This window comes from Dactylosporangium vinaceum, from assembly GCF_019904175.1.
In the GTDB taxonomy this organism is placed as follows: Bacteria; Actinomycetota; Actinomycetes; order Mycobacteriales; family Micromonosporaceae; genus Dactylosporangium; species Dactylosporangium vinaceum.
On record NZ_CP061913.1, the window covers coordinates 5,119,629 to 5,144,958 of the forward strand.

Sequence of the window (25,330 nt, forward strand, 5' to 3'; positions counted from 1 at the left end):
TCCCCGGCCGGGCGTTGCTAGGCTTCGGGGATGCCGGACCAGCCGCCGCCGCGATGGCCGGCGTGACAGCCGCCCTGCCGCCGCCGCCCGCCGTGCCCGGCGTGCCGGTGCTGGGCAACGCGCTGCGGATGATGGGCGACGTCCAGCAGTTCTTCGTCGACGCGTATCGGGACGTGGGGCCGGTGTTCCGGGTGCGGGCCCTGAACCAGTCGTTCGTCATCATGGCCGGGGCGGCCGCCAACCGGCTCCTGCTCGAGCGCGGCGAGGCCCTGTTCACCAGTGAGGAGAGCTTCGGCGGGCTCGACCGCGAGTTCGGGATGCGGGTCCACGTGCTGCGCGGGCGGCCGCACCGGGAACTGCGGCGGATCCTGGGCGCGGGGCTCTCGCGCGACCTGCTGGCCGCGCGCTGGGAGCAGGTCACGGCCGAGACGGAGCGCATGCTCGACGGCTGGGCGCGGCGGCCCGCGGTGGCTGTCGTCGACGGCTGCCAGCGGCTCGCCGCGGCCCAGCTGTCGATCGCGTACACCGGGGCCAGTTCGGCCGCCCGGTTCGAGACGCTGCGCTCGGCGTTCGAACTGGTCCTCGACGTCACCATCGCCGGGAAGTGGCCGGCGGCGACGCTGCGGTGGCCGGCGTACCGCCGGGCCCGGGCCGAGATCCACCGGTTCGCGCGGGCCGCGCTGGCCGAGCGGGCGGCGGCCGGTCCGGGGGAGGGGCCGCCGGACCTGCTCGACCGGGCGCTCGCGGCCCCCTACCCGCCCGACGTGCAGGCGGGCATGGCGCTGCAGGGGTACTTCGCGGGCGTCAACACTGTCGCGTACCTCTACAGCTTCATGCTCGACGTGCTGCTGCGAAACCCGGAGGTGCTCGCCCGCGTGACGGCCGAGGTGGACGCCGCCGGGCCGCTCACGTTCGACCGGCTCCGGGCCCTGCCCGCGCTGCACGGCCTGGTGATGGAGACGCTGCGGGTGTATCCGCCGGCGCCCGGGTCGGCCCGGACCGCGCTCGAGCCCTTCGACTTCGAGGGCCATCGCATCGAGGCCGGCCAGCGCGTGCTCGTCGCCACCTGCGTGCCCCACCAGCTGCCCGAGCACTTCCCCGACCCGCAGCGCTTCGACATCGACCGCGACTTCGCGGCCGCGCGCCGGGCATCGCTCTACGCGCCGTTCTCGGTCGGCGGCCACACCTGCCTCGGCGCCGGCATGACCCAGGTCCTGGCCGTGGCCACCGTCGCGCTGCTGGTCCGGCGGCTGCGGCTGGCCCCGGCCACCCCCGGCCGCCCGCTGCGGATCACCGCCACGCCCGGCCCGAACCCCGGCCGCCGGTTCACAATCTCGGCCACGCCGCGGGCCGCCTGAGCCCAACGGATGATGACGGGCCGCGCGGCCCGCGGATAGGTTGCCGCGGTGCAACGATGTGGCGTCTTCCCGGTGGCTCTGGCGGTGCTCGTCGTCAGCGGCTGCGGCGGGTCCGCGGCACCGCCCGCTCCGGCGCCGGCGACCGCACCGAAGGTGTCGCCGCCGGCCGCCCAGCGCATTCCCATGACGGCCGGGCTGTCGATGGTCGGCGTCGACGCCGGCGGCGAGCCGGTGCAGGCCGACGAGACCATCGCCATGGGCCGGCCGGCGTCGTGGTCGCGCAACCTCGATATCACGGCATCCCCGTCCTACCGTCACGCGCTGGCCCGCAAGAACGGCCGGGCCGTCGTCGTGGGCCTGGACGGCGAGGTCAGCACCCTGGCCGACGACATCGCGCCGGTCCCGGCCGACACCAACCTGGCGTTCTCGCTCGACGAGCGGTGGCTCGCCTGGCCGGTCGAGGGCGCGGGGATCAAGGTCGCCGAGCTCGTCGCCGGGGCGGCGCGCGCGCACGTGGTGGCGCTGCCCGCCGAGGCCGGCCCGGCCGCGAAGTTCGCCGGGTGGACGCCCGACAACCGGCTCATCGTGGCCGGCAGCGACGCGCTCTACACGGTCGGCGCCGACGGCCGGGACGCCCGCAAGGTGGCCGACGCGAAGCTGACCGGCGGCGACACGGGCGGCGGCATCCAGTCCATCGCCCACTCGTACGTCCAGGTCAACCCGGTCACCGGCGAGCTCGCCTACTCCGACACCGACCCGGCGACGAAGCAGCCGCGGCTTGTCGTCACCGACGCCACGTTCAAGCCGAAGCGGACGGTGCCGAAGCGCTCGATCGCCGGCTTCACCGCGGACGGGAAGTTCTACGTCGCCCGGGAGCTCGGGACCGCGGCCGACGCCCGGCTGGCCTGCACGTGGGGGACCGATGCGTGCCGCCGGCTGCCGCAGTCCACGCTGCTGACCCCGTGGCCCAACGGCCTCCTGCCGATGCAGCCGGCGCCCGGCACCGAGCAGATCACCGCGCTCGTCGACCCGGCCGGCGGGCAGCAGAGCGCGCCGCCGGACGCGTTCAACGCGGTCGCGACCCCGCACGAGGTGCTGCCGACGGCGCTCATGCAGCTGCTGTCGAAGGTCGCGCCGACGGGGTAGACGCGCGAACGCCCGCACCGGGCGGTGCGGGCGTTCGGTGGCGCGGGTGGGTGAGCTACTCCTCGTCGCGTGGCGGCGGGTCCACCAGGGGCCAGCCCCCGGCGGCGAGGTGGGCCGAGACCCGCACGACGTCCTCGGGCGTGGCGCTCTGCAGCACCGAGTCCTGGATGATCGCCTCGATGTCCTCGGTGCTGATCGGGTCGCCGGGCGTCGACTGCTCCGCGAGCTCGCGGGCGATCTTGCGAACCTCGTCCTCGGTCAGCTTGCGGCGCAGGATGCCGAGCAGGGCCACGTAGTCCTGGCGGGGCACCCCGGCCGGGTAGCCGGCCCGCAGCCACGCCACCGCGCGGACCACGAAGTTCGAGCGGGTCTCGCTCACGGATCCCCCTACTTCTTGTTGACGATCGTCGGGTAGACGTGCTCGAAGCTCAGCGCCTTGCCGAAGCCGCTGGCCACGATGAACGTGATACCCAGGACGACGCCGAGCAGCACCACGGCGAAGCACACCCAGCCAATGACCGTACCGGCCGGCTGGGCCTTGGCGACCGTGCCGTCCTCGGTGACCTCGGCCGCGCCGCCGGCCCCCCAGGCGAGGGAGCGCACGCCCAGCGCGAACAGGGCGGGCAGCCCGGCGCCCAGGAGCAGGCCGACGAGCAGGACCTTCCAGGCGGCCTGGAGTGCGAACTGCAGATTCTGCGACATCAGGCAGCCACCTCGGTCTTGGCCGGCTCGTCGCGCCGGCTGGGGTTCTCCCACTCGTCGTTGACGTTGTTGTGGTCCACCGGCTTCTGGCGGGAGCGCCAGTACATGTACCCGGCCGCCGCGACCAGGATCAGGAAGACCACGACGGCGCCGGCCAGGCCGCCGACGAGGTGGCCGATCCACCACATGACGGCGCCGACGACCGCGGCCGCCGGCAGCGTGATGAGCCAGGCCAGGACCATGCGGCCGGCCACTGACCAGCGGACCTGGGCGCCGGGCTTGCCGACGCCGGTGCCGAGGATCGAGCCGGTCGCCACGTGCGTGGTCGACAGCGCGAAGCCGAGGTGGCTGGAGACCAGGATGACCGCGGCCGAGGACGCCTCGGCGGCCATGCCCTGCGGCGGCGCGATCTCGACGAGGCCCTTGCCGAGCGTGCGGATGATGCGCCAGCCGCCGAGGTACGTCCCCAGCGCGATGGCCAGGGCGCACGCGGCCTTGACCCAGAACGGGATGTTCTTGGTGTCGGTCCAGTCGCCCGCCGCGATGAGCGCCAGCGTGATGACGCCCATGGTCTTCTGCGCGTCGTTCGTACCGTGGGCCAGCGACACCAGCGACGCGGAGCCGATCTGCCCCCAGCGGAACCCGTTGTCGGTGAACCGGGCGGCGACACCCACGACGATCTTGTAGATCAGCCACGTGCCGACGGCGGCGATGACACCCGCGATGACCGGCGACAGGACGGCCGGCAGCAGGACCTTCCCGACGAGGCCGTCGAGCTTGGTGCCGTTGCCGTTCCAGTTGACCCCGGCCCAGCCCAGGCCCGCGATCGTGGCGCCGACCAGGCCGCCGAAGAGCGCGTGCGACGAGCTTGACGGCAGGCCGAGCAGCCAGGTCAGCAGGTTCCAGACGATGCCGCCGACCAGGCCGGCCAGGACGATGAGGAGGAGGGCCGAACCGCCGCCTTCGAGCAGGTTGGCCTTGGGTGTGCCGTCGGAGTTCTGGATCTTGACCACCGCATTGGTGACGGTGAGCGCGACCTCGACGCTGAGGAAGGCGCCGACGAGGTTCAGAATGCCCGAGAGCAGCACAGCGGTTTTTGGCCGCAGCGCTTTCGTCGCGATGGACGTGGCCATCGCGTTGGCGGTGTCGTGGAAACCGTTGGTGAAGTCGAACCCGAGGGCGGTGACGATCACCAGAACGAGCACCACGGTTGTTTCTGTCACGACATGATCGTCGCGCTGATCGGCTGGTCACGACAGTGCTGAAGGGCCCTGCGGCAAGGGTTCGGCTGCTGTCAACCTGCCGTTTACCAAAGCCTGGGAGATGGTTCATATACGATCCCGTGCGGTACAACTGGGAGATGACGTACACCCCGGGGGAGACGGCCGAGCGCAGCGGATTCTCGCTCGACACGCTGCGCTACTACGAGCGGATCGGCCTGCTGGACAGCGTCGAGCGCAACGCCGGCGGCCAGCGGGTGTTCAACGACGACGACCTGGCCTGGCTGGGCATCCTGCGCTGCCTGCGCGACACCGGCATGCCGATCGCCATGATGCTGCGCTACGCCGAGCTCGCGCGCGGGGGCGAGGCCACCTTCGCCGAGCGGGCCGAGCTGCTCGAGGAGCACGACCGGGACATCGAGGCCAAGATCGCGGCGCTGCGTGACGAGCAGTTGCGGATCCGGGAGAAGATCGAGTGGTACCGGGCGAACGTTCACATCGCGGCCACGGTCGATGTGGGCTGGGCGTAATTCCCGGCGCGATCCCGGTGTGACACGCGTGTAACGCAGCGTTTGTAGCGTCAGCGCCGTGAACCAGACCCGCACGGTCTGTTCCTACTGCGGGGTCGGCTGCGGCATGCTCCTCGACGTGGCGACGGACCCCGACGGCCGCCGCCGCGTGCTCAAGGTTGTCGGCGACAAGGAGCACCCGGCCAACGCCGGCCGCCTGTGCACGAAGGGCGCCACCAGCGCCGAGATGCTCACCGGCCCCGGCCGCCTAGCCGCCGCGCAGCTGCGCACCCGCCGCGACCAGGACCGCCGCGCGGCAGGCGTCGACGAGGCGATCGCCTACACGGCGAGCCGGCTGCGGGCGATCATCGACGAGCACGGCCCGGACGCGGTGGCCTTCTACGTCTCCGGTCAGCTGACCCTGGAGGCGCAGTACCTGGCGAACAAGCTGGCCAAGGGGTTCGTCCGGACCAACCAGATCGAGTCCAACTCCCGGCTGTGCATGGCCAGCGCCGGCAGCGGCTACAAGCTGTCCCTCGGCGCCGACGGGCCGCCCGGCTCCTACGACGACTTCGACAGCGCCGACCTGTTCTTCGTCATCGGCTCCAACATGGCCGACTGCCACCCCATCCTGCATCTGCGGATGCTCGACCGGATCAGGGCCGGCGCGAAGCTCATCGTGGCCGACCCGCGCCGCACCGCCACCGCCGAGAAGGCCGACCTGTTCCTGCCGGTCCGCCCCGGCACCGACCTGGCCCTGCTCAACGGCATCCTGCACCTGCTCGTCACCGGCGGGCACATCGACGAGCAGTTCATCGCCGCGCACACCGAGGGGTGGGCGGCGATGCCGGCGTTCCTGGCCGACTACACCCCGGAGCGGGTCGCGGCGATCACCGGGCTGCCCCCCGCGGACATCGAGCGGGCCGCCGCGCTCATCGCCGGGGCGGGCGACTGGATGAGCTGCTGGACGATGGGGCTCAACCAGAGCACCCACGGCACCTGGAACACCAACGCGCTGGTCAACCTGCACCTCGCCACCGGCGCGATCGGCCGGCCCGGCAGCGGCCCGTTCTCGCTCACCGGGCAGCCCAACGCGATGGGCGGCCGCGAGATGGGCTACATGGGCCCGGGCCTGCCGGGGCAGCGCTCAGTGCTGGTCGACGCCGACCGCGAGTTCGTCGAAACCGCCTGGGGACTTCCCGGGGGTACCGTCAGCAAGGCCGTCGGCAAGGGGACCGTCGAGCTGTTCCAGCGCATGGCCGCGGGTGAGGTGAAGGCCTGCTGGATCATCTGCACCAACCCCGTCGCCTCGGTCGGCAACCGCCGGACCGTCATCGCCGGCCTCGAACGGGCCGAGCTCGTCATCACCCAGGACGCCTACGCGCAGACGGAGACGAACGCGTACGCCGACGTCGTCCTGCCCGCCGCGATGTGGTCCGAGGTCGACGGCGTCATGATCAACTCGGAGCGGAACCTGACGCTCGTCAGCGCGGTCGCCGACCCGCCCGGCGAGGCCCTCGCCGACTGGGAGCTGATCGCCCGGGTCGCTGTCGCGATGGGCTACGGCGACGCGTTCCGCTACAGCTGCGCGGAGGACGTGTTCGCCGAAATCCGCGGCTTCCACAACCCGCAGACCGGCTACGACCTGCGCGGGGTCAGCTATGCCCGGCTCCGGGAGGGCTCGGTGCAGTGGCCGGCCGCACCGGACGGCCCCCGGCGCAACCCGATCCGGTACCGCACCGGCGACGGCACCGGGCTCCGGTTCGCCACCGCCAGCGGCCGCGCGGTGTTCTTCCCGCGCCCGCACCTGGACCCGGCCGAGCTGCCCGACGACGACTACCCGTTCGTGCTCAACACCGGCCGCGTGCAGCACCAGTGGCACACGCTGACCAAGACCGGCCGGGTGGCGAAGCTCAACAAGCTCAACCCCGGCCCGTTCGTCGAGGTCAACCCGGCCGACGCCGAGCGGCTCGGGCTCGGCGACGGCGACCGGGTCGAGCTGGTCTCCCGCCGCGGCCGAGCGGTGCTGCCCGCGGCGGTCACCGACCGGGTCATGCCGGGCCACTGCTTCGCCCCGTTCCACTGGAACGACGTGTTCGGCGCGGACCTCGCCGTCAACGACCTCACCTCCGACGCCGTCGACCCGATCTCGTTCCAGCCGGAGCTCAAGGTCTGCGCGGTCGCCCTGACCCGGGTGGAGCCCGCGGCAGACCCGCCGGCGGCGGACGGGGCCGCGCTCGACCTGGCCCCGCCGCGGCTGTCCGATGTGCAGCGCATGTATCTGTCCGGCCTGATCGCCGCGCTCACCGCCAACCCGCCCGCGCCCGGGTCCGTGCCGACGCTGCCCCCGGGCGCGCCGTTCGACGAGGTCAAGGGCGCCTGGGTGAACGGATACCTGGCCGGCACCTACCACCGGCCGCCGGGTGCTGCGCCGGGCCGGCCGAGTGCCGGACGTACCATCGAGATTCTCTGGGCGTCGCAGACCGGCAATGCCGAAGAGCTCGCCGCCCACGTCAGCCGGCGCCTCACCGGGGCGGGCTGGCAGGCCAATCTGCGCGGCATGACGGCCGCGGCCGGGGAGCTGCTGCACGGCGGCAACGACCTCCTCGTCATCACGAGCACCTTCGGCGACGGGGACGCCCCCGACAACGGGGCGGCGTTCTGGGACTCGCTGCAGGCCGACGCGCCGCGGCTGGACGGGCGCCGCTACGCCGTGCTCGCGCTCGGCGACTCCAGCTACGCCGACTTCTGCGGCCACGGGCGCCGCCTCGACGCCCGCCTCACCGAGCTCGGCGGCCAGCGGCTCACCGCGCGGGTCGACCTCGAGCCCGGCGACTTCGAGACCGCCGCCGACGGCTGGCTCGACGCGGTCCTGACCGCGCTGCGCTCCGGCGGCGCGGCGCGACCTGCCGCGCGCCCGGCCGGGCGGGGCGACGTCGTCACCGCGACCCTGCACGGCAACCGCCTGCTCAGCCTCCCCGGCTCGGCCAAGGAGGTCCGCGAGTTCGTCTTCGACGTCGGCCCCGACTTCGGCTACGCGGCCGGCGACGCGATAGGCGTGTGGCCCGTCAACGGCGCCGACCTCGTCGACGAGTGGCTCGCCGGCACCGGCCTCGACCCACTGTCCACCGTGGACGTCGGCGGGCCGGTCGAGCTGCGCGAGGCGCTGCGCCACCGCCTCGACATCACCCGGATCACGCCGGACCTGCTGCGCTTCGTCGCCGACCGGGGCGGCGACGCGGCCCTGCGGACCCTGCTGCGCCCGGACAACCAGGGGGAGCTGGCGAAGTACACCTGGGGCCGGCAGGCGGTCGACGTCGTCACCGAGCACGCCGTCAAGGCGACACCGCAGGAGTGGGTGGGGGTGCTGAAGCGGCTGCAGCCCCGGCAGTACTCGATCTCGTCCTCGCCGCTGCTCGCCCCGACCCGGGTCGCCACCACCGTCTCCGTGGTCCGCTTCGCCAACGGCGCCGGCCGCGCCCGCCGGGGCGTGTGCTCCACGTTCCTGGCCGACGCCGACCCGCACGCCGAGGTCCGGGTGTTCCTGCAGCGCTCGCCGCACTTCCGCCCGCCCGCCGACGACACCGTGCCGATCATCATGATCGGCCCCGGCACCGGCGTGGCCCCGTTCCTGGCGTTCCTGCAGGAGCGGCAGGCCCGCGGCGCCCGCGGCCGCAACTGGCTGTTCTTCGGCGAGCAGCGCCGGGCCACCGACTTCTACTACGAGCGCGACCTGGCGGCGCTGCAGGAGGCCGGCGTCCTGACCCGGCTCGACGTCGCGTTCTCCCGCGACCAGCGGACGAAGGTCTACGTCCAGGACCGCATGCGCGAGCACGGGGCGCAGCTGTGGGCGTGGCTGCAGGACGGCGCCCACGTGTACGTCTGCGGCGACGCCACCCGCATGGCCAAGGACGTCGACGCGGCGCTGCGCGAGATCGCGGCGGCGCACGGCAACCTCGACGGGGCCGCCTACGTCAAGCAGCTCACGGCCGAGAAGCGTTACCTCCGCGACGTGTACTGACGGCCCGGGCCCCGGCCGGCCGCGATCCTTCCGGAGTAATTGCCTGGACATCGCCGGCGATGTCGGCGAGTGTCGGACGATGCTCTGGGATGAGGAGACCGCCGCCCGCTACGACACCCCGGGGGAGGGTATGTTCGCGCCCGACGTCGTCGACCCCGCCGTCGCCCGGCTCGCCGCCCTCGCCGCGGGCGGGCCGGCCCTGGAGTTCGCGATCGGCACCGGGCGCATCGGCGTGCCGCTGCACGCGGCCGGCGTGCCGGTGACGGGGATCGAGCTGTCCGGCCCGATGCTGCAGCGCCTCCGCGCGAAGGCCGACGAGGCGGCGATTCCGGTGGTGGTCGGGGACATGGCGACGACGACGGCGCCGGGCGAGTACACCCTCGTCTATCTGGTCTTCAACACGATCAGCAATCTGCTGACCCAGGCGGAGCAGGTCGAGTGCTTCCGCAACGCGGCCCGCCACCTCGTCCCGGGCGGGCGCTTCGTGATCGAGCTGTGGGTCCCCGAGCTGCAGAAACTCCCGCCGGGCCAGGCCGCCGTGGTCTTCGGCACCGAGCCCGGCTACCTCGGCCTCGACACCTACGACGTGCTCAACCAGCGGGTGGTGTCCCACCACTTCACCTTCGACTACGACGGCACCCGCGGCGCCCGGCTGTCGCGCAGCCCGCACCGCTACATCTGGCCGTCCGAACTGGACCTGATGGGGCAGCTGGCCGGCTTCACGCTGGAGTCCCGCCACGCCGACTGGGCCGGCGCGGAGTTCACCGCCGGCTCCCGCTCCCACGTCTCGGTGTACCGCCGCCCGCTCAAGCCGTAGCCAGGCCGTAGCCGGGCTGTGGCCCGCGCCGGGGACGCGTCCGCTAGGTTGCGTCGGTGATCGACGCCGAGCGAGACGAGCCACTGTCGCCGCCCCGGGCCCGGCGCTGGGTCCCGGCCGCGGTCGGCGGGCTGCTCGCGCTGGCCGCGCTGCTGTACGTCATCGCCGCCAACACGGACCGGTCCGCCGCACCGGACGCGGCCCCGAGCCCGGTGGCGTCCCTGAGCCCGGCCGCGGCGGCGGACCGGGTGGACCGGGAGCTCGAGGCGCAGGGCCGGGCGCTGCTCGCCGGTGACCGGGAGGCGTACCTGCGCCCGGTCCCGCCCGAGCAGCGCGAGGAGTTCGCACTGCGGTTCCAGTCGCTGCGGGCGCTCGGCGTCGCCGCCTGGACCGCGCGGGTGGTCGGCCGCGGCCGGGACGAGGGCCACGACAGGTGGTCGGCGAACGTGGAGATCCGCTACTGCCTCGGCGCCGCCGACTGCCGCCCGGCCACGATGCTGCTGTCCAGCACCTGGCTGCTCGGGCGCGGCCCGACGATCATGCTCAGCTTCGAGCGCTCGGTGCTGCCGTGGGACCTGACGCCGCTGCGGGTCGTCTCCGGCCGCCGGGTCATCGTCGCCGGCCCGGCCGGGATCGCCGACCGGCTGCCGCAGATCCTGCAGGACGCCGACCGCGCCGCCGACATCGCCGACGGCTACGCGCGCTGGGGCCCGGCGCCGGAGCGCTACGTCCTGTTCGTCGCGCCACCGCAGGAGTGGGACACCTGGTGGAGCGGCCACACCGACAACGTCGACGCCTACGCCAACGGCTCCTTCGGGGTCGTGATGAAGGCCGGCGTCGACCGGGAGCACGGCCGGCGCAACCTGCTGACCCACGAGTTCACCCACGTGCTGAGCCTCGGCGACGACGACGGCGACGACCGAAACTGGTGGCTGTCCGAGGGCCTGGCCGAGTACGTCGCCGACCGCGGCGGTGACTGGACGCAGGCCCGGCTGCCCGACGTACGCCGGCTCATCCGCACCGGCGGCTGGGACGGCACCATCACCCTGGCCGCGCCGCCGAAGGACCTGCCGGCCTCCGACCGGCGCGGCCGCTACGGCATCGCCCTGCTGGCCGTCACCTGCCTGGCCCGCCACTACGGCGAGGACCGGATGCTCGCCTTCTTCACCGCCGTCGTGCGCAACCGGGCCGAGCCCGCGGCCGCCGCCCTGACCACCCTCGGCGCGGGCTGGCCGACCGCCGCCGCCTTCTGCACGGTCGAGGTCCGCACCCGCGCCGCCTGAGCCACCCGCCGCGCCCGGGTCGCAACGCGTGGGCCGTTGCGGCGAATCCCGGCGGGTGACAGGGATGGCCCGCGCCCGCGGCCGACCGCTGACGTCCGCTGGGCGATCGCACGGTCTGGTGGAGTGCTTGGAGGAGCGCGTGGCGGCTGGCCCACCCGGATCCGGCGAGCCGATGCCGGCGGTACGCCCGGCCGGACGAGTTCTGGACGCGACGGTTCGCGGTGCTGCCGGCGATTCCCGTCGCCGGTCTGGTGGCGGCCGGAGTGCTGCTCGTCGCGGCGAAGGTGCCGTTCCCGCTGCCGGCGACCGTGACGCTCGAAGGCCGGCCCGGGTCGAAGGGGGCGATCTTCGACAATCCGAAGGTCCGGCGGATCCTGATGCGCGCGTGCACGACGGTGACCGCACGGCGGCCGAGCCGCCGGTCGAGAAGACGCTCGACCGGATGCTCACGGCCGTCGGCTGCGGCGGCCATGACCGGGCGGGCACTGCTGGCGCTCGCCGTGCTCGCGTCACTGCTCGGCGGCTGCGGGCTCGGCGGCCCTCCACCGGTGTCGCTGCGGGTGCTCGGCCGGCTCGGAGCTCGGCGACATGCGCCCGATCCTGGAAGAGCTGCGCCAGGCGACGGGCGTCCGGCTGCGCTCGACGACCGGGGGACCGTCGAGGCCGACGGCGACCCTGGCGACGAGCACCATGACCTCGCCGGTCGTGATCGGCGTGAAGCGGGCCGCGGCCGACCGCCTGCGCGACGGCGGTGCCGACCGACGGCTGTCGTGGGCGGACTCCGCGGCCGGGCGGGCGCGGTGCGGCTCGCGATGACCGACCCGCGCCGGGCCGGGTGTCGTACGCCGGCGAGCTGCGCCGGGACGCGCCGCAGGGCCCGTTCCAGGCCCGGTGCCCTGGGCCGGGTCACGGCCTGGAGCGCCGGCGACCGATGGCTCCTGGTCGACCCGATCGTGACGCCTCAGTGGGCGGCGTGGTTGATGAGGTCGGCCAGGGTGACCGCGTCCAGGTAGTCGAGGCGGACCCGGTTGGCGCGGTCCCAGAGGCTGTGGAGGCGTTCGATGGCGCGGTCCGGGGGCAGGTCGATGCCGGGCGGCGGGTCGTTGCCGCCGGGGCCGTCGAGGCGGCGGACGATCTCGCCCAGGGTCAGCGACGCCGGGGGCAGGGCCAGGGTGTAGCCGCCGCCGGTGCCGCGCTGGACCTGGACGAGGTCGGCGCGGCGCAGGTCGGCCAGGAGGTCGTACAGGTAGCCGGCCGGGATGTCCTGGGCGTCGGCAACGTCCTGGGCCTTCACCGTCTGCGGTGCGGCCCCGGCCAGCACGACGAGGGCCCGGATCGAATACTCGATGCGCTTCGGCAGCATCTCGGGCAGGAACTACGCGGCGGCCAAGGTCCGGGCCTCGGCCGACGGGCTGAAGTAGACGGTGTCGCCGGTCTTGACGTCGAGGTCCCTGGCCCCGGCCCGGGTGAGCTGGGCCCAGACCTCGCGGTCGCCCGCGCGGGCCTCGATGCGGACCTCGAAGCCGAGGGAGACGACCCGGGTGACTGTCGCCTCGGTGCCGCCGGGCGTGCGCGACAACGCGACGTCGTGCGGGCGGACCAGGCGGCCGTCCAGGTGCGTGACGGGGCCGAGGAAGCTCATCACGAACGGGTTGGCCGGGTTCTCGTAGATGTCGTGCGGGGTGCCGACCTGCTGCACGACGCCGTCCGCGAGCACGACGATCGAGTCGGAGACGTCGAGGGCCTCCTCCTGGTCGTGGGTGACGAACACGGTGGTGACGTGGACCTCGTCGTGCAGCCGGCGCAGCCAGGTGCGCAGCTCCTTGCGGACCTGGGCGTCGAGCGCGCCGAACGGCTCGTCGAGGAGCAGGACCTGCGGCTCGGGGGCCAGGGCGCGGGCCAGGGCCATGCGCTGGCGCTGGCCGCCGGACAGCTGCGCGGGGTAGCGGTCGGCGAACTGGTCCAGGTGCACCAGCTCGAGCAGCTCCATCACCCGCTTGCGGATGTCGGCCTTGTTCCGGCGGCGCACCTCGAGGCCGAAGGCGACGTTGCGGAACACCGTCATGTGCTTGAACGCGGCGTAGTGCTGGAACACGAAGCCGACGTTGCGCCGCTGCGGGGTCAGGACCGTGGCGTCGACGTCGTTGATGTGCACGGTGCCGGTGTCGGGGCGCTCCAGGCCGGCGATGACGCGCAGCAGCGTCGACTTGCCGCCGCCGGAGGGGCCGAGCAGCGCGGTCAGCGAGCCGGAGGCGATGTCGACGGAGATGTCGCGCAGGACCGGGGTCTTGCCGAACGACTTGTTGACGTCGCGGACTTCGATGGCCATCAGGCGTCCTCTTTCGGCCGCAGGAGCTTGGTGATGAGCAGGATGACGATGGCGATCAGGGCCAGGGCGGTGGCGGTGGCGAACGCCGCGGTCTGGTCGTAGTTCTGGTAGCGCTCCTCGACGAACAGCGTCGCGGTCTGCGTCTGCCCGACGAGCCGGCCGGACACGACGGCGACCGCGCCGTACTCGCCGAGGGCGCGGGCCAGGCACAGCACCACGCCGTAGCCGAGCGCGGCCCGGATGCCCGGGATCGTGATGCGCCGGAACGCCTGCCAGCGCGATGCGCCGAGGGTGTGCGCGGCCTGCTCCTGCTCGTCGCCCATCTCCTCGAGGACGGGGACGATGGCGCGTACCACCAGCGGCAGTGACACGAAGATGGTGGCGAGCACCATGCCGGGCAGGGAGAAGATGATCTGCAGCCCGTGCCGCTCCAGCCAGCCGCCCGCGGGGGCGAACTTCCCGTACACCAGGATCAGGGCGAGGCCGACGACGACGGGGGACACCGCCAGGGGCAGGTCGATCAGGGCGCCGAACAGGCGCCGGCCGGCGAAGCGGTGCCGGACCAGCAGCAGCGCGGCGAGGACCCCGAACAGGGTGTTGGCCAGCACCGCCCAGATCGCCACCGAGATCGTGACGGCAAAGGCGTGGGTGGCGTTGGCCGACGTGAGCGTGTCGACGACCCGCTGCAGGCCGTGCTCGAACGTGCGCCAGATGACCAGGCCGACCGGCAGCACCAGCAGGAACAGCAGATAGACCAGGGCGAGGATGCGCAGCGGATACTTAGCCACGGCGGGCACTCCAGCGCTGGAAGAGGTCGAGGCCGAGCAGCACGACGAACGCGACGACGAGCAGCACTGTCGAGATGGCCGCGGCCGAGGTGGTGTCGTCGCTCTCGATGCGCCCGAAGATGTTGACCGCGGACACCTGGGTCTCGAACGGGATGCTGCCGGTGAGCAGGTTCGTCGAGCCGTACTCCGCGATGGCCCGGGTGAACGCCAGCCCGGCGCCCGAGATCATCGCCGGGGCCAGGTTGGGCAAGATGATCCGGCGGAACGTCGTGAACGGGGAGGCACCGAGGGAGTACGCGGCCTGCTCCATGTCCCGGTCGAGCTCGCGCAGGACGGGCTGGACGGTGCGCACGACGAACGGCAGCGTCACGAACAGCAGCGCCACGCCGACGCTGATGCGGGTGTAGGCGATGTTGATGCCGATCGGGCTGTTGGTGCCGTAGAGCGCCAGCAGCACGAGGCCGGCGACGATCGTGGGCAGCGCGAACGGCAGGTCGATGAGCGTGTCGACGAGGCCCTTGCCCACGAACTTGTCGCGCTCCAGGACCCAGGCGATGACGGTACCCATGACGACGTTGACGACGGCCACGATCAGCGAGGCGCCGACCGTGAGCTTCAGCGCGGCCCAGGCGTCGGGGGTCTGCACGGCCCGCCAGAACGTGTCCCAGCCGCCCTCGGTCGAGCGCCACACGACGGCGGCGAGCGGGATGAGGACGATCAGGCTGAGGTACAGCACCGCCGTGCCGAGGCTCAGCGCCGTGCCCACCCGGGGCCGGGAGCGGTGGACCCGCGGCCCGGCCGGGCCCGGCGCTTCGCCGGACCCGGTGGACGTGCTGACGGCCGTCGCGGTCATGACTTGGAGGCCGCCGGGCTCGGGGCGGCCGAGGTCGAGATGCCCAGCTTCTGCTCGATGGAGGCCATCACGCTCTGGCCCGGGTCGAACAGCTCCTTGTTCACCTTCGACCAGCCGCCGAGGTCGCCGATCGTGAACAGGCCGGACGGGGTCGGGAAGTTGCCGCCCGCGTCCTTGACGACCGGCCGGTAGAAGTTGTCGGCCCAGATCTTCTGCGCGTCCTTCGAGTGCAGCCACTCCACGAACGCCTTGGCCTCGGCCGGGTGGGCGCTGTTGGTGGTCACCGCGATCGGGTTCTCGATCAGGATCGTGTCGTCCGGCACGGTGTAGTCGACGGCCTGGCCGTTCTTCTGGGCGAAGAGCGCCTCGTTCTCGTAGGAGATGAAGGCGTCACCCTTGCCGCTGGTGAAGGTCTGCAGCGACGCCCGGCCGCTGTTGTCCTGCACCGGGACGTTCTTGAACAGCGCGTCGAGGTAGGTGGCCCCGGCCGCCGGCTCCTTGCCCTTGTTCGTCTTGGCACCGTAGGCGGCCAGGATGTTCCACTTGGCGCCGCCGGAGGTGAACGGGTTCGGGGTCAGCACCTGCACGCCCGGCTTGGTCAGGTCGTCCCACGTCTTGAGGTTCTTCGGGTTGCCCTTGCGGGTGCCGATGACCGCGACGGAGTCGGTGACCATGCCCTTGTACTGGTCCGAGTTCCAGCTCGCGTCGACGAGCTTGGCGGTCACCAGGCGGGTGATGTCCGGCTCCAGCGAGAACGCGACGATGTCGGCCTTGAGACCGTTGGCGACCGCGCGGCTCTGGTCGCCGGAGGCGCCGTAGGACTGGGTGAACTTGATGTTCTTGCCGGCGTCGGTCTTGTTGTAGGCGGCGATGAGCGCCTCGTAGGCCGCCTGCGGGGTCGAGTAGGCGACCAGGGACAACGTGACCGCACCGCCGCTGTCGGCGGCTGTCGAGTTGTCGGCGGTGCCGGCGCAGGCGCTCAGCGCGGTCCCGGGAAGGAGTAACGCCGCACTGACAGCGAGCACACGGGTGCGCAGCTTCACGGAAGCCATCCTCAAAGTCAAAGTCTATGTTGTCTACTTAGTGAGTAGGTAATGTAGTGAACGTGGGCGGCGTTCGTCAATCCCACTCAACAGATGGGATTAGGCCGGACGGTCGGGCAGGACCCGTTCCTCGTGGTCGAGCTCACGCTCCAGCCGGCGCAGCGCCTCGTCGGGCAGCGTCCCCGCGTCCCGGCGGCGCAGCAGCTCCTCGCGCTGCGCCTCGATCGCCAGCCGCCGGATGCGCAGGCCGGCCTCGTAGCGCTCGGACACCGGCAGCTCGTCCGAGTCCGCGTTCTGCAGGACATCGAGCCGGTGGTGGTACCGTCGCAGCCGCTCCTGCAGCCTGCGGCGCAGGGCGTCGATCTCGGAGCGTTCGGCCGGCTCGTCCCGGTCGAGGTCATCGAGGCGATCCAGGGCCGCGTGCACCGCGGCCGCCCGGGCCTCGTTGCGCATCCGGGCCTCGTCGACCGCGTTCACCCGCAGCTTCAGCAGCCGCACCAGCGGCGCGAACGTGAGGCCCTGGCCGACAAGTGTGACGAGCACCACCACGAACGTGCAGAACAGCAGCAGGTCCCGGTCCGGGAACGGCAGGCCGGCGTCGGTCGTCAGCGGGATCGTGAACACCGCCGCGAGGCTTATCACGCCGCGGGTCCCGGCCCAGCTCAGCGCCGCGATCTCCCGCCCGCCCAGCCCCTCGTCGTCGCGGCGCAGCAGCAGGTGCATGGCCTGTGTCAGCATCAGCCACACCGGCCGCAGCAGCAGCGCCACCCCGACCGAGACGGCCAGCGCGATCGCGATGGTCGGCCCGGAGTACTGCCGCAGCCCGCGCAGCACCTCCGGCAGCTGCTGGCCGATGAGCAGGAAGACCAGCCCCTCCAGCAGGAAGTCGATCAGGTGCCAGACGGCGCTGGTCTGCAGGCGGCCCGCGCCCGTGCCGGAGCGCGGCGTGTGGTGGCCCACGATGAGCCCCGCGACCACGACCGCGAGCACCCCGGAGACGTGCACCTTCTCCGCCGCCAGGTAGGCGACGAACGGCGTGGCCAGCGACACCGCGTTGGCCAGCAGCGCGTCCTTGGCGATCGGCCGCAGCAGCCGCACCGCGAAGGCGACGATCACGCCGACCGCGGTGCCGCCGATCGCGACGAGCAGGAACCGCCCCGCCGCCGCCGGGAACGAGAACTCCCCGCCCACGGCCGCCGCCACCGCCACGTTGAGAATCGTCAGCGCCGTGGCGTCGTTGAGCAGCCCCTCGCCCTGGATGATGGTGATCAGCCGCGGCGGCAGCCCCACCTTGCGCCCGACGGCGAGCGCGGCCACCGGGTCCGGCGGCGCCACCGCGGCTCCGACCGCCACCCCGGCCGCGAGGGTGGCCCCGGTCACGAACAGCGCGAACCCGGCCCCGACCAGCAGCGCCGTGGCCAGCACGAGCAGCACCGACAGCCCGATGACGATCCGCAGGTTGTTGCGGATCGCGAGCAGCGACGAGTCGAGGGCCGCGGAGTACAGCAGGGGCGGCAGGATGAACGTGAGCACGATGTGTGGGTCGAGCTCGACGTTGGGCCCGGGCAGCAGCGCGTAGAGAATCCCGATGACGGGCAGCAGCGCCGCCCCCGGCAGCCCGGTCTTCTCGCCGACCCAGCGCACGGCGGCCACGACGGCCAGGGCGCTCAGCCCCAGCAGCAACAACGTCTCAGGACTCACCTCCCGACCCTATGTCGCGAGCTCCCGCAGCGCCCGGGACGACGGGGATCCCGGTGCGGCGGTGATGAACACGACCTGCTGCTCGTCGTCGGGGACTTCCAGCACGTCGCAGTCCAGGTGCAGCGGGCCGACGCGGGGGTGCTCGAACGTCTTCGAACGGTGGCCCGGGGCCCGGACCGGGTTGAGGTCCCAGATGTGGCGGAACTCCGCGCTCGCCCGCAGGTCGGCCAGGAGCGCGTTGAGCCGCTCGTCGTGCGGGTAGCGGTCGGCGGCGGCGCGCAGACGGCCCACGGCGATGTGCCCGAACTCCTCGGCGCCGGTGCTGGCCATCGTCGTGCGCAGGAACCGCCGCCGGGCCAGGTTCGGCTCCGTGGCCAGGTCGGTGAGCAGGGCCGCGGCCAGGGGATTCCACGCGATGACGTCGTAGCCGGCCGAGGTCACCACCGCTGCCGCGTCGGGGAGGCGGTGCAGCAGGGCGGCCACGTGCGGGCGCGCCGTGCGGCTCGGGCCGGGCGGGGCGGCGGGAGTGGTCCCGGCCAGCCGGAACAGGTGGGCGCGCTCGGCCGGGTCCAGGCGCAGGGCGGCGGTGAGCGCGTCGAGCACGCTGCGCGACGGGCGGGGGCCGCGGGCCTGTTCGAGGCGCGCGTAGTACTCGACCGACATCGAGGCCAGCCCCGCGACCTCCTCGCGCCGCAGCCCGGGAGTCTTGCGCCGGGGGCCGGTGGGCAGGCCGGCGTCGACCGGCCGCAGGGCCTCGCGCCGGTCCCGCAGGAAGCGCCCGAGCTCCGTCAACGCCATGCCGCACCACCATCAAGGCATCGTTTGTACCTGGTTCGCTCGTCCCGAACGGGCCAGGGTTGCACACATGAACTTTTCCACGGCTTTGGTCACCGGGGCCAACAAGGGGATCGGCCGCCACATCGCCCAGCAGCTCGCCGACGCCGGCCTGACCGTCTACGTCGGGTCCCGCGACCGCGCCCGGGGCGAGGCGGCGGCCCGGGAGATCGGCGCCGGTGCGCGCCCGGTGCAGCTCGACGTGACCGACCCGGCGAGCATCGCGGCCGCGGCCCGGGTGCTGCCGGAACTGGACATTCTGGTCAACAACGCCGGCGTCATCGTCGACGGTGCGACAGCGCCGGAGCTCACCGTCGAGGCGCTGCGGCAGACCTTCGAGACAAACCTGTTCGCGGTCCTGGCGGTGACGAACGCCCTGCTGCCGGTACTGCAGCGCTCCGCCCATCCCCGCATCGTCAACATCTCCAGCGGCACCGGCTCGCTGACCTGGAGCGCCGAGGGCCCGTTCCCGGCGACGGGCGCGCAGGCGGCGTACCGGTCGTCGAAGACGGCCCTCAACGCGCTGACGCTGTTCTACGCCCAGGCGCTGCCCGGGTTTCGGATCAACGCCCTGGCCCCCGGCCTGCGCCGGACCGACCTCAACGATCGCGCGGCGGCGTCCGACGGCGACCCGGCCGAGGCCGCGGCGGCCGCGGTCCGGCTGGCGCTGCTCGCCGACGACGGCCCGACCGGGCTGTTCCATCAATACGACGGCACCATCGCACCCTGGTAGTTCTCTATCCTCGTAGCGTGACCCTGGCGGACGCGCACGCCCGAATCCTGGCCGATCCGCACGGCGACGCGCCCCGGCTGGCCTACGCCGACCTGGTCGAGGCCACGGTCCCGGAGCACGCCTGGCTGATCCGGGAGCAGGTGCAGTACGTGCGCGACCGCGCCGCCGGCGTGGACTGGCCGCCGCGGCGGACCACGACGATGTACTCGCGGTCCCGCAAGCTCATGTGGCGGCTGGTCCCGGATGCGGTACGCGACCTGCTCAACGACGGCTTCGAGGTGCGCCGGGGATTCATCGAGAGCGTGACCCTCCCGATCGCCGCGCTGCCGCCCGCCCTGTCCCGGCTGGTCGCCGCGCTGCCCCTGCGCCGCCTGCGCCTGACGAGGGCCACGCCGGCCGCGCTGATCGGCCTGGCCGGCGTGGCCGACCTGCTGCCGGGGCTGGGGCAGCTGCGCGGCCTGTCTCTGGAGCACGAGCCGATCGGCGACGCCGGCCTGGCCGGGCTGCCGCCGCTGCCGCAGCTGCGCTGGCTCGACCTGACCGGCACGGACGTCACCGCCGCGGGCCTGGAGGCCCTGGCCGCCAGCCCGCACTTCCCGGCGCTGCGGTTCGTGCGGGCCGACCGCGAGCTGGGGCTCAACCCGGAGCCGGCCTACGACTGGGACGGCACCCCGGTCTGGGTCGACGAGGCTCCCCTCGCCGCCGCCCTGGGCGCCCGCTACGACCGCCCGTGGCTGCACCGCGGCACCGTCGACGTCCGCGACGCCGGCTACATTGGCCCCAACTACGACGAGGTCTAGCTCGCGAGATTTACCGGCGTCCATGGTTGACAGCGGGCGCCCCGGGCCTCCAGGATCCGGGAAAACGCTTTCCTAGACGGAGGTACCGGATGAGGCCCATGCTGGGCGCACTGCTCGTGGCGATGGCGGCCGGGCCGCTCGCCCTCGCCACCCCCGCCGACGCCGGTGGGCCGCACCGCCCGCCGCACCGCATCACGGTGTTCGTCGCGGGCGACTCGACCGCCGCGACCTGGCCCGCCGACACGATCCCGAAGGCCGGCTGGGGCCAGGCCCTGCCCGTGTTCCTCGACGAGCACCGCGCGGACGTCGACAACAGGGCGCTGTCGGGCGCGAGCTCGAAGAGCTTCGTCGAGGCCGGCCTGCTCGACGCGATCCTGGCCGCGATCCGCCCGGGGGACTACCTGCTGATCTCGTTCGGTCACAACGACGAGAAGACCGACGAGCGCCACACCGACCCGTACACGACGTTCCAGGACTACCTGAGCCGCTACATCGACGGCGCCCGCGCCCACGGCGCCCACCCGGTGCTCGTGACCCCCGTCGAGCGCCGCCGCTTCAACGCCGAGGGCCACGCCACACCCAGCCACGGCGACTACCCGGCGGCGATGCTCGCCCTGGGCGCCTCCCGCCGCGTGCCGGTCATCGACCTGACCGCCTTGAGCATGGCCCTGTGGGACCGGGCCGGCGTCGAGGGCACGAAGCGGTACTTCCTGTACGCCGACCCCGCCACCAACCCCAACTTCCCGGACGGCGTGGCCGACAACACCCACTTCCAGGCCCACGGCGCGATCGAGGTGGCCCGCCTGGTCGCCAGCCGGCTGCAGATCCGGCGCCTGGTGCCGCCCGGCCTGGTCAGGGGCCTGCACCGCGATGTGCCCGACACGGCCCTGATCTGGCCGGCCACGATCCCCGTCCCCGCCTGACCCGCGGCACCGCCCGCGCCCGGGCCGGCCCCGGCCGCAGCGAGCCGGCAGGTGCGGGCCGGCCGGGCTCAGCCCAGCGCGGTGCCGAGGAGCTGGCCGATGCCGAACGTGACGGCCATCGCCAGCGCGCCCCCGGCGACCAGCCGGGCGACAGCTCTCCCGACGCTCGCCGAGCCCAGCCGCGCGCTCACCGCACCGGTGACCGTGAGGGCGAGCACGACGGCGATCACGGTGACCGCGATCCGCGACCCGGGCGGCGTCAGGCTCATCGCGAGCAGCGGCAGCAGGGCCCCGACGGTGAACGCGACAGCGGAGGCGCCGGCCGCGGCCCACGGGTCGGTCAGGGCATCCGGGTCGATGTGCAGCTCGGCCTCGGCGTGGGCGGCGAAGGCGTCCTTCGCGGTCAGCTCCTCGGCCACCAGCCGGGCCGTCGCCTCCGACAGCCCCTTCGCCCGGTACAGCGTCGTGAGCTCCTCGAGCTCCTCGTCCGGATACTCCTCGAGCTCACGGCGCTCGGTCGCCAGCAGCGAGCGCTCGGTGTCGCGCTGCGCGCTCACCGACACGTACTCACCCAGCGCCATCGACACCGCCCCGGCCACGAGGCCGGCGGTGCCTGCTGTGAGGATCGCCGCCGTCGACGCCGTGGCCCCGGCCACGCCCACGACGAGCGCCGCCGTCGACACGATGCCGTCGTTGGCCCCCAGCACGCCGGCCCGCAGCCAGTTGAGCCGCCCCGAGATGCCCGTGGAGTGGACCTCTCCGGGATGGGCCGCCGCAGCGATCACCGTCGTGCCCGATGCCTGTTCATCCATCGTCGATCACCAGCCCCCCCCGCATCGACCGTACGACCGCAAACGGGCGCCCCGCAAGCAAGGCAAGGCTGTACTGCCTGCGGTGAACGTCACCGGAGGCGACCAACGGTCAGGCCGGGCTGATGTGGGCGGCGATGATGCGCCAGCCGCGGACCGGGTCGCGCAGCCAGGTGCGGGTGTAGCGCAGGCGGGCGTCGAACGGCGCACCGGCGAAGGTGCCGGTCACCGTGCCCAGGAAGAACGTCACACCCGCGTCGCCCGCCACGAGGACGTCGAGGTCCTCCTCGACGAGTGAGGTGATGACGGAGGTACCGCTGCGATGGGCCGCGAGGTCGTCCGCCTTCGTGGCCCGCGCGCCGTCGGGCCCGATCGCGATGAGCCGGTCGTCGAGCAGCGCATCGAGCGCGGCGACGTCACCCGCCCGCTGCGCGGCCTGGAGCCGGCGCTCGGCGGCCAGCAGCTCGTCGGTTGCGGGCACTGTCATGCGGCCTCCTCGGTCACCGCCCAGGATAGGCCGGGCCGCCGCCCCGCCTCACCGCCGGGCCTTCGGGACCTGCAGCGGGTGCTCCACGGCGTCGCGCGCGGCCAGCGCCTCCATGGCGCCGCGATAGGCCGCCCGCCCCAGGCCGCCGGCCAGGCGGCGCTGGACGGCGGCGCACTCCTCGTGGCCGCGGCGCCGTTCGCCGGCGGCCGCGAGCCAGCGCGCCAGGCCGGGCCGGCGCACGTTCGCGGTGGCGTCGTGCCGGATCGCGGCGACGTGCATGGTGATCAACGCGGCGTACACGCCGGCGACGAGCGCAGCGACGATCATGGTGGCCGCCATCGGCACCACCTCCCTGGTGTCTGCGAAGTCGACGGTATCGACCGCGCTACGGACCGGTCAGGGCCGAAGGTCCCGGCCCTCCCGGCTTGGGTACGGCTGTGTCCCCGGCCCGGTTCAGTGGCCGTGGTGACGCGACACAGCGACCAGTTGACCGGCCGTCAGCGGCCGGGCCCGCTGCCGCGGTGACGAGCGCTCCAGCCGGGTGGCCAGTGCGAGCAGGAGCTGGGCGGTGGTGAACGCGTCGCCGAGGGCGTGGTGCGGCGTGTGCACGGGCAGGCCGAGGCGGCGGGCCGCGGACTCCAGGTGCGGCTCGCGGCCGGTGTCGCGCTCGGCGAGTCCGGCGGCACGCAGCAGCGCGGCGGTGTCGATGAGCATGGGGTGCAGCCGCCGGCCGCGCGGGCGCAGGGCCCGATCGAGAAAGGCGCGCTCCACCCAGGCCGCGTGGGCCACCAGCACGCGCCCGGTGAGCCGCTCGACGAGGTCGCCGAGCACGTCACCGAGCGGCGGGGCGCCCTCGAGGTCGGCCGCCCGCAGGCCGTGGACGGTCATCGCGGCGACCGAGATCGCGCGGCCCGGGCGCACCGGACGGTACAGGGTCTCCCCGCACGGGATCCGGCCGTGCCGCACGACGACCGCGCCGAACGACACGACCTCGTCCCGGCGCAGGTCCAGGCCGGTCGTCTCCAGGTCCACCACGCAGAACTCGGCCGCCCGCCAGGGGGTGGCGGGGTCGGGCGCGGGCAGCGGCACCCGGCGGTGCATTCGCATCGCGCCGCTCAGCCCGGCAGCCGCTGCAGCCAGGTGCGGTCGACCCGGGCCTGGACGAGGGCGACGGCCCGGAAGGTCTCGCGCAGGTGGCGGCGGGTCAGTGTGTCGAGCTCGCCCGGTGCGATGAACGTCGGGTCCGGCGCCGGGCCGGCCGGCGGTGTCCGGGTCTCGCGCCGCAGCAGCAGGTGGTAGATGCTCTCGAAGCCGCCGGCGAGGGTGTCGGTCTCGTCGGCGGTGAGCAGCCCGAGCGCGGCTCCGCGGCGCAGCCGCTCGACTGTCGTGCCGCCGGCGTCACCGGCCGCGATGGCGATCCAGCGGGCGAGCGCGACGATCGGGGTCAGGCCGCCGGGCTTGAGGTCCAGTCGGCCGCGGTGCTCGCCGCTGTGCTGCACGACGAAGTCGCGGACGAACCCGATCGGCGGCCGCCAGCACAGCGCCTCGTCGAGCAGCGCCCGCAGGAACTGGCTGGTGCGGGTGTGCGAGCGGATCGACTCGGTGAGCGAGGCGCCGAGCGCCGGGTCGGTCAGCGGACGGCTGTCGGCCACCATCGCCGACAGCAGCAGGGCGTTGTCCTGGGTCGGGTCGTGCTGCCACCCGCGGGCCGCGGCGATCCAGTCGGCCCGGGCCCGGCTGAACACCGGGTTGTGGGCGTTGGCGCCGTTGGCGCACAGCGTGAACCCGCAGTGCTGCAGTGCCCGCAGGACCTCCCGCGCCTCCGTGCGAAGCGCCGCCGGGTCGGCAGTGCCGGCGCCGTCCGGCGGGTCGGCCCAGATGAGCGCGGTGTCCACATCGGACAGCGGCAGCGGCTCACGCCGGGCCAGCGAGCCCAGCACCACCCAGGAGTGGCGGACGCCGCCGAGCGCCGGGCGCTCCTGCAGGCGCAGCACCCGGCGCAGCGCCGCGTCGACGACCGCCGCGTGCACGGCGCCGATGTGCGTCGCGGGCAGGCCGGCGGCGTCGAGCTCCCTCAGCATCGCGGGCAGCAGGCGGCACGCCGCGGCGAGCTCGTCGACGCTGCGGGCCTCGTCGATCGCCGATCGGATCAGCAGCGGATCGCGCACCTCCGCGCCGGCCAGATCGACCGCTCGCAGTACCCCCGCCGCATTGCCGGCCGCGTCGTTGACCACCAGGTGGTGCACGCCGCGCTCCAGCATGCGCAGCAGCGCACCGGCCTGCCCGGCGGCCTCCTCGATGCCCAGCGCCGGCACCGTGGCCAGCGCGGTGACGGGGCTGTCGGGGCCGGCCTCACCGGTCGCCACCCGCCGGCGGAAGTCGGCGTCGGTCACGATCCCGATCTCCGCGCCGATCCGCACGAGCGCGCACGACTGCCCGGCCGCGCCGATCCGCTCGGCGACGTCGCGCACCCGGTCGGTGCCCGCGCACCAGACGATCGGCCGGACCAGGCGGTGCAGCGGCTGGTCGGCCCGCCCGGCACCGGCGCCGGCGACCAGGCGGGTCCGCGCGCGACCCGACGCCGTGAAGCGCAGCCGCTCCGGATGGGCCAGGAGGGTCCGCGGGTCCGGGATGCGCAGGCACAGGCTGTCCTCGCCGGCCCGGACCAGCAGCGGCGGCGCGAGCCCGGACAGCAGCCAGACGGCACCGAACGTGTCCCCGGGGCCGAGCAGATCCACGGCCGCTCCGGCCTCGACGACCTCGAGCGCACCCGTTCGAACGACCCACAGATGCCGCAGTGGTACTTCCTCGGCGACGACTGTCGCGCCTGTCGCGAAGTACTCCACCTCGGCGTGCGCGACGAGCCGCGCCAGGTCCTCGGCGTCCAGCGCGTCGAACGGCGCCTGCGCACCGAGGAACTCCTCGAACTCCCTCACACTGCACCGCCCGTTGCGTCGTGGCCACCGGGGCCGGG

General features: G+C 73.6%; 25 protein-coding genes. 10 read left to right on the forward strand and 15 right to left on the reverse strand.

Annotation, left to right across the window (positions count from 1 at the left end):
• Positions 1-62 precede the first annotated feature (62 nt).
• Positions 63-1,358 (forward strand): cytochrome P450, encoded by a 1,296-nt coding sequence (locus Dvina_RS22895; RefSeq protein ID WP_223104509.1) that lies wholly within the window; start codon positions 63-65, stop codon positions 1,356-1,358.
• 48 nt (positions 1,359-1,406) lie between these two features.
• Positions 1,407-2,504 (forward strand): hypothetical protein, encoded by a 1,098-nt coding sequence (locus Dvina_RS22900; protein ID WP_223104510.1) that lies wholly within the window; start codon positions 1,407-1,409, stop codon positions 2,502-2,504.
• Between the two features lie 55 nt (positions 2,505-2,559).
• Here Dvina_RS22900 and Dvina_RS22905 read toward each other — a convergent pair whose 3' ends face one another.
• Genes Dvina_RS22905 through Dvina_RS22915 form a run of 3 tightly spaced genes read right to left on the reverse strand, consistent with a single transcriptional unit; the run spans position 2,560 to position 4,429 of the window.
• A complete protein-coding gene (locus tag Dvina_RS22905) occupies positions 2,560-2,883 on the reverse strand; it encodes a DUF3349 domain-containing protein (protein WP_223104511.1) in 324 nt (107 codons plus the stop codon).
• Between the two features lie 8 nt (positions 2,884-2,891).
• Complete coding sequence (locus tag Dvina_RS22910; protein ID WP_223104512.1) at positions 2,892-3,206, reverse strand: hypothetical protein; 315 nt, start codon at positions 3,204-3,206, stop codon at positions 2,892-2,894.
• Positions 3,206-4,429: an inorganic phosphate transporter gene (locus tag Dvina_RS22915; protein ID WP_223104513.1), complete on the reverse strand. Its 1,224-nt coding sequence runs from the start codon at positions 4,427-4,429 to the stop codon at positions 3,206-3,208. Before Dvina_RS22915 ends, Dvina_RS22910 begins: the two co-directional genes overlap by 1 nt.
• Before the next feature lie 137 nt (positions 4,430-4,566).
• Here Dvina_RS22915 and Dvina_RS22920 point away from each other — a divergent pair, with 137 nt between their 5' ends.
• The 5 genes from Dvina_RS22920 to Dvina_RS22940 all read left to right on the forward strand — a co-directional run bounded on the left by Dvina_RS22920 (position 4,567) and on the right by Dvina_RS22940 (position 11,872).
• Positions 4,567-4,956, forward strand: coding sequence for a MerR family transcriptional regulator (locus Dvina_RS22920; protein ID WP_223105658.1), 390 nt, complete (start codon positions 4,567-4,569; stop codon positions 4,954-4,956).
• Between the two features lie 58 nt (positions 4,957-5,014).
• On the forward strand, positions 5,015-8,956 hold the full coding sequence (locus tag Dvina_RS22925; protein ID WP_246656382.1) for a bifunctional nitrate reductase/sulfite reductase flavoprotein subunit alpha: 3,942 nt from the start codon (positions 5,015-5,017) through the stop codon (positions 8,954-8,956).
• Positions 8,957-9,035: 79 nt separating this feature from the next.
• On the forward strand, positions 9,036-9,773 hold the full coding sequence (locus Dvina_RS22930) for a class I SAM-dependent DNA methyltransferase (protein WP_223104514.1): 738 nt from the start codon (positions 9,036-9,038) through the stop codon (positions 9,771-9,773).
• Positions 9,774-9,829: 56 nt separating this feature from the next.
• Entirely contained in the window at positions 9,830-11,056 is a 1,227-nt protein-coding gene (locus Dvina_RS22935) for a hypothetical protein (protein WP_223104515.1), read from the forward strand.
• 588 nt (positions 11,057-11,644) lie between these two features.
• Positions 11,645-11,872: a hypothetical protein gene (locus tag Dvina_RS22940; protein ID WP_223104516.1), complete on the forward strand. Its 228-nt coding sequence runs from the start codon at positions 11,645-11,647 to the stop codon at positions 11,870-11,872.
• Between the two features lie 145 nt (positions 11,873-12,017).
• Here the strand turns inward: Dvina_RS22940 and Dvina_RS22945 are convergent, their stop codons facing one another.
• The 7 genes from Dvina_RS22945 to Dvina_RS22975 all read right to left on the reverse strand — a co-directional run bounded on the left by Dvina_RS22945 (position 12,018) and on the right by Dvina_RS22975 (position 18,568).
• The gene (locus tag Dvina_RS22945) at positions 12,018-12,419 is read right to left on the reverse strand and encodes an RrF2 family transcriptional regulator (protein WP_223104517.1); all 402 of its coding nucleotides are present in this window, start codon (positions 12,417-12,419) and stop codon (positions 12,018-12,020) included.
• A gap of 12 nt (positions 12,420-12,431) precedes the next feature.
• A complete protein-coding gene (locus Dvina_RS22950) occupies positions 12,432-13,385 on the reverse strand; it encodes a sulfate/molybdate ABC transporter ATP-binding protein (RefSeq protein WP_223104518.1) in 954 nt (317 codons plus the stop codon).
• On the reverse strand, positions 13,385-14,173 hold the full coding sequence (locus Dvina_RS22955; protein WP_223104519.1) for a sulfate ABC transporter permease subunit: 789 nt from the start codon (positions 14,171-14,173) through the stop codon (positions 13,385-13,387). The genes Dvina_RS22950 and Dvina_RS22955 overlap by 1 nt, the downstream gene beginning before the upstream one ends.
• Entirely contained in the window at positions 14,166-15,026 is an 861-nt protein-coding gene (gene cysT, locus Dvina_RS22960) for a sulfate ABC transporter permease subunit CysT (RefSeq protein ID WP_223104520.1), read from the reverse strand. The genes Dvina_RS22955 and cysT overlap by 8 nt, the downstream gene beginning before the upstream one ends.
• On the reverse strand, positions 15,023-16,078 hold the full coding sequence (locus Dvina_RS22965; RefSeq protein ID WP_223104521.1) for a sulfate ABC transporter substrate-binding protein: 1,056 nt from the start codon (positions 16,076-16,078) through the stop codon (positions 15,023-15,025). Before Dvina_RS22965 ends, cysT begins: the two co-directional genes overlap by 4 nt.
• A gap of 90 nt (positions 16,079-16,168) precedes the next feature.
• Complete coding sequence (locus Dvina_RS22970) at positions 16,169-17,770, reverse strand: Na+/H+ antiporter (protein ID WP_223104522.1); 1,602 nt, start codon at positions 17,768-17,770, stop codon at positions 16,169-16,171.
• Positions 17,771-17,779: 9 nt separating this feature from the next.
• A complete protein-coding gene (locus Dvina_RS22975; RefSeq protein WP_223104523.1) occupies positions 17,780-18,568 on the reverse strand; it encodes a helix-turn-helix transcriptional regulator in 789 nt (262 codons plus the stop codon).
• 67 nt (positions 18,569-18,635) lie between these two features.
• Between Dvina_RS22975 and Dvina_RS22980 the strand changes: the two genes are divergently transcribed.
• From Dvina_RS22980 to Dvina_RS22990, 3 genes are all read left to right on the forward strand, one after another.
• Complete coding sequence (locus Dvina_RS22980) at positions 18,636-19,337, forward strand: SDR family NAD(P)-dependent oxidoreductase (RefSeq protein ID WP_223104524.1); 702 nt, start codon at positions 18,636-18,638, stop codon at positions 19,335-19,337.
• A gap of 17 nt (positions 19,338-19,354) precedes the next feature.
• The gene (locus Dvina_RS22985; protein WP_223104525.1) at positions 19,355-20,137 is read left to right on the forward strand and encodes a hypothetical protein; all 783 of its coding nucleotides are present in this window, start codon (positions 19,355-19,357) and stop codon (positions 20,135-20,137) included.
• Between the two features lie 89 nt (positions 20,138-20,226).
• On the forward strand, positions 20,227-21,060 hold the full coding sequence (locus Dvina_RS22990) for a rhamnogalacturonan acetylesterase (protein ID WP_223104526.1): 834 nt from the start codon (positions 20,227-20,229) through the stop codon (positions 21,058-21,060).
• A gap of 68 nt (positions 21,061-21,128) precedes the next feature.
• On the opposite strand, the gene Dvina_RS22995 is transcribed toward Dvina_RS22990, so the two are convergent.
• The 5 genes from Dvina_RS22995 to Dvina_RS23015 all read right to left on the reverse strand — a co-directional run bounded on the left by Dvina_RS22995 (position 21,129) and on the right by Dvina_RS23015 (position 25,292).
• The gene (locus Dvina_RS22995) at positions 21,129-21,872 is read right to left on the reverse strand and encodes a VIT1/CCC1 transporter family protein (protein ID WP_223104527.1); all 744 of its coding nucleotides are present in this window, start codon (positions 21,870-21,872) and stop codon (positions 21,129-21,131) included.
• Between the two features lie 109 nt (positions 21,873-21,981).
• Positions 21,982-22,356, reverse strand: a complete 375-nt coding sequence (locus Dvina_RS23000) for a nuclear transport factor 2 family protein (RefSeq protein ID WP_223104528.1) — start codon at positions 22,354-22,356, stop codon at positions 21,982-21,984.
• A 48-nt stretch (positions 22,357-22,404) separates the two neighbouring features.
• A complete protein-coding gene (locus tag Dvina_RS23005; protein WP_223104529.1) occupies positions 22,405-22,695 on the reverse strand; it encodes a hypothetical protein in 291 nt (96 codons plus the stop codon).
• Between the two features lie 114 nt (positions 22,696-22,809).
• Positions 22,810-23,463 (reverse strand): 3'-5' exonuclease, encoded by a 654-nt coding sequence (locus tag Dvina_RS23010; protein WP_246656383.1) that lies wholly within the window; start codon positions 23,461-23,463, stop codon positions 22,810-22,812.
• Positions 23,464-23,471: 8 nt separating this feature from the next.
• Positions 23,472-25,292: a putative nucleotidyltransferase substrate binding domain-containing protein gene (locus tag Dvina_RS23015; RefSeq protein WP_223104530.1), complete on the reverse strand. Its 1,821-nt coding sequence runs from the start codon at positions 25,290-25,292 to the stop codon at positions 23,472-23,474.
• Positions 25,293-25,330: the final 38 nt, after the last annotated feature.

What these genes read in the sequence shown, in the direction of transcription:
- Dvina_RS22950 (WP_223104518.1), bottom strand. Translation starts at nt 13,385, where the DNA reads ATGGCCATCGAAGTCCGCGACGTCAACAAGTCGTTCGGCAAGACCCCG.
- Dvina_RS23000 (WP_223104528.1), bottom strand. Translation starts at nt 22,356, where the DNA reads ATGACAGTGCCCGCAACCGACGAGCTGCTGGCCGCCGAGCGCCGGCTC.
- Dvina_RS22945 (WP_223104517.1), bottom strand. Translation starts at nt 12,419, where the DNA reads ATGCTGCCGAAGCGCATCGAGTATTCGATCCGGGCCCTCGTCGTGCTG.
- Dvina_RS22995 (WP_223104527.1), bottom strand. Translation starts at nt 21,872, where the DNA reads ATGGATGAACAGGCATCGGGCACGACGGTGATCGCTGCGGCGGCCCAT.
- cysT (WP_223104520.1), bottom strand. Translation starts at nt 15,026, where the DNA reads ATGACCGCGACGGCCGTCAGCACGTCCACCGGGTCCGGCGAAGCGCCG.
- Dvina_RS22920 (WP_223105658.1), top strand. Translation starts at nt 4,567, where the DNA reads ATGACGTACACCCCGGGGGAGACGGCCGAGCGCAGCGGATTCTCGCTC.
- Dvina_RS22910 (WP_223104512.1), bottom strand. Translation starts at nt 3,206, where the DNA reads ATGTCGCAGAATCTGCAGTTCGCACTCCAGGCCGCCTGGAAGGTCCTG.
- Dvina_RS22990 (WP_223104526.1), top strand. Translation starts at nt 20,227, where the DNA reads ATGAGGCCCATGCTGGGCGCACTGCTCGTGGCGATGGCGGCCGGGCCG.
- Dvina_RS22980 (WP_223104524.1), top strand. Translation starts at nt 18,636, where the DNA reads ATGAACTTTTCCACGGCTTTGGTCACCGGGGCCAACAAGGGGATCGGC.
- Dvina_RS22930 (WP_223104514.1), top strand. Translation starts at nt 9,036, where the DNA reads ATGCTCTGGGATGAGGAGACCGCCGCCCGCTACGACACCCCGGGGGAG.
- Dvina_RS22975 (WP_223104523.1), bottom strand. Translation starts at nt 18,568, where the DNA reads ATGGCGTTGACGGAGCTCGGGCGCTTCCTGCGGGACCGGCGCGAGGCC.
- Dvina_RS23010 (WP_246656383.1), bottom strand. Translation starts at nt 23,463, where the DNA reads ATGCGAATGCACCGCCGGGTGCCGCTGCCCGCGCCCGACCCCGCCACC.
- Dvina_RS23005 (WP_223104529.1), bottom strand. Translation starts at nt 22,695, where the DNA reads ATGGCGGCCACCATGATCGTCGCTGCGCTCGTCGCCGGCGTGTACGCC.
- Dvina_RS22940 (WP_223104516.1), top strand. Translation starts at nt 11,645, where the DNA reads ATGCGCCCGATCCTGGAAGAGCTGCGCCAGGCGACGGGCGTCCGGCTG.
- Dvina_RS22965 (WP_223104521.1), bottom strand. Translation starts at nt 16,078, where the DNA reads ATGGCTTCCGTGAAGCTGCGCACCCGTGTGCTCGCTGTCAGTGCGGCG.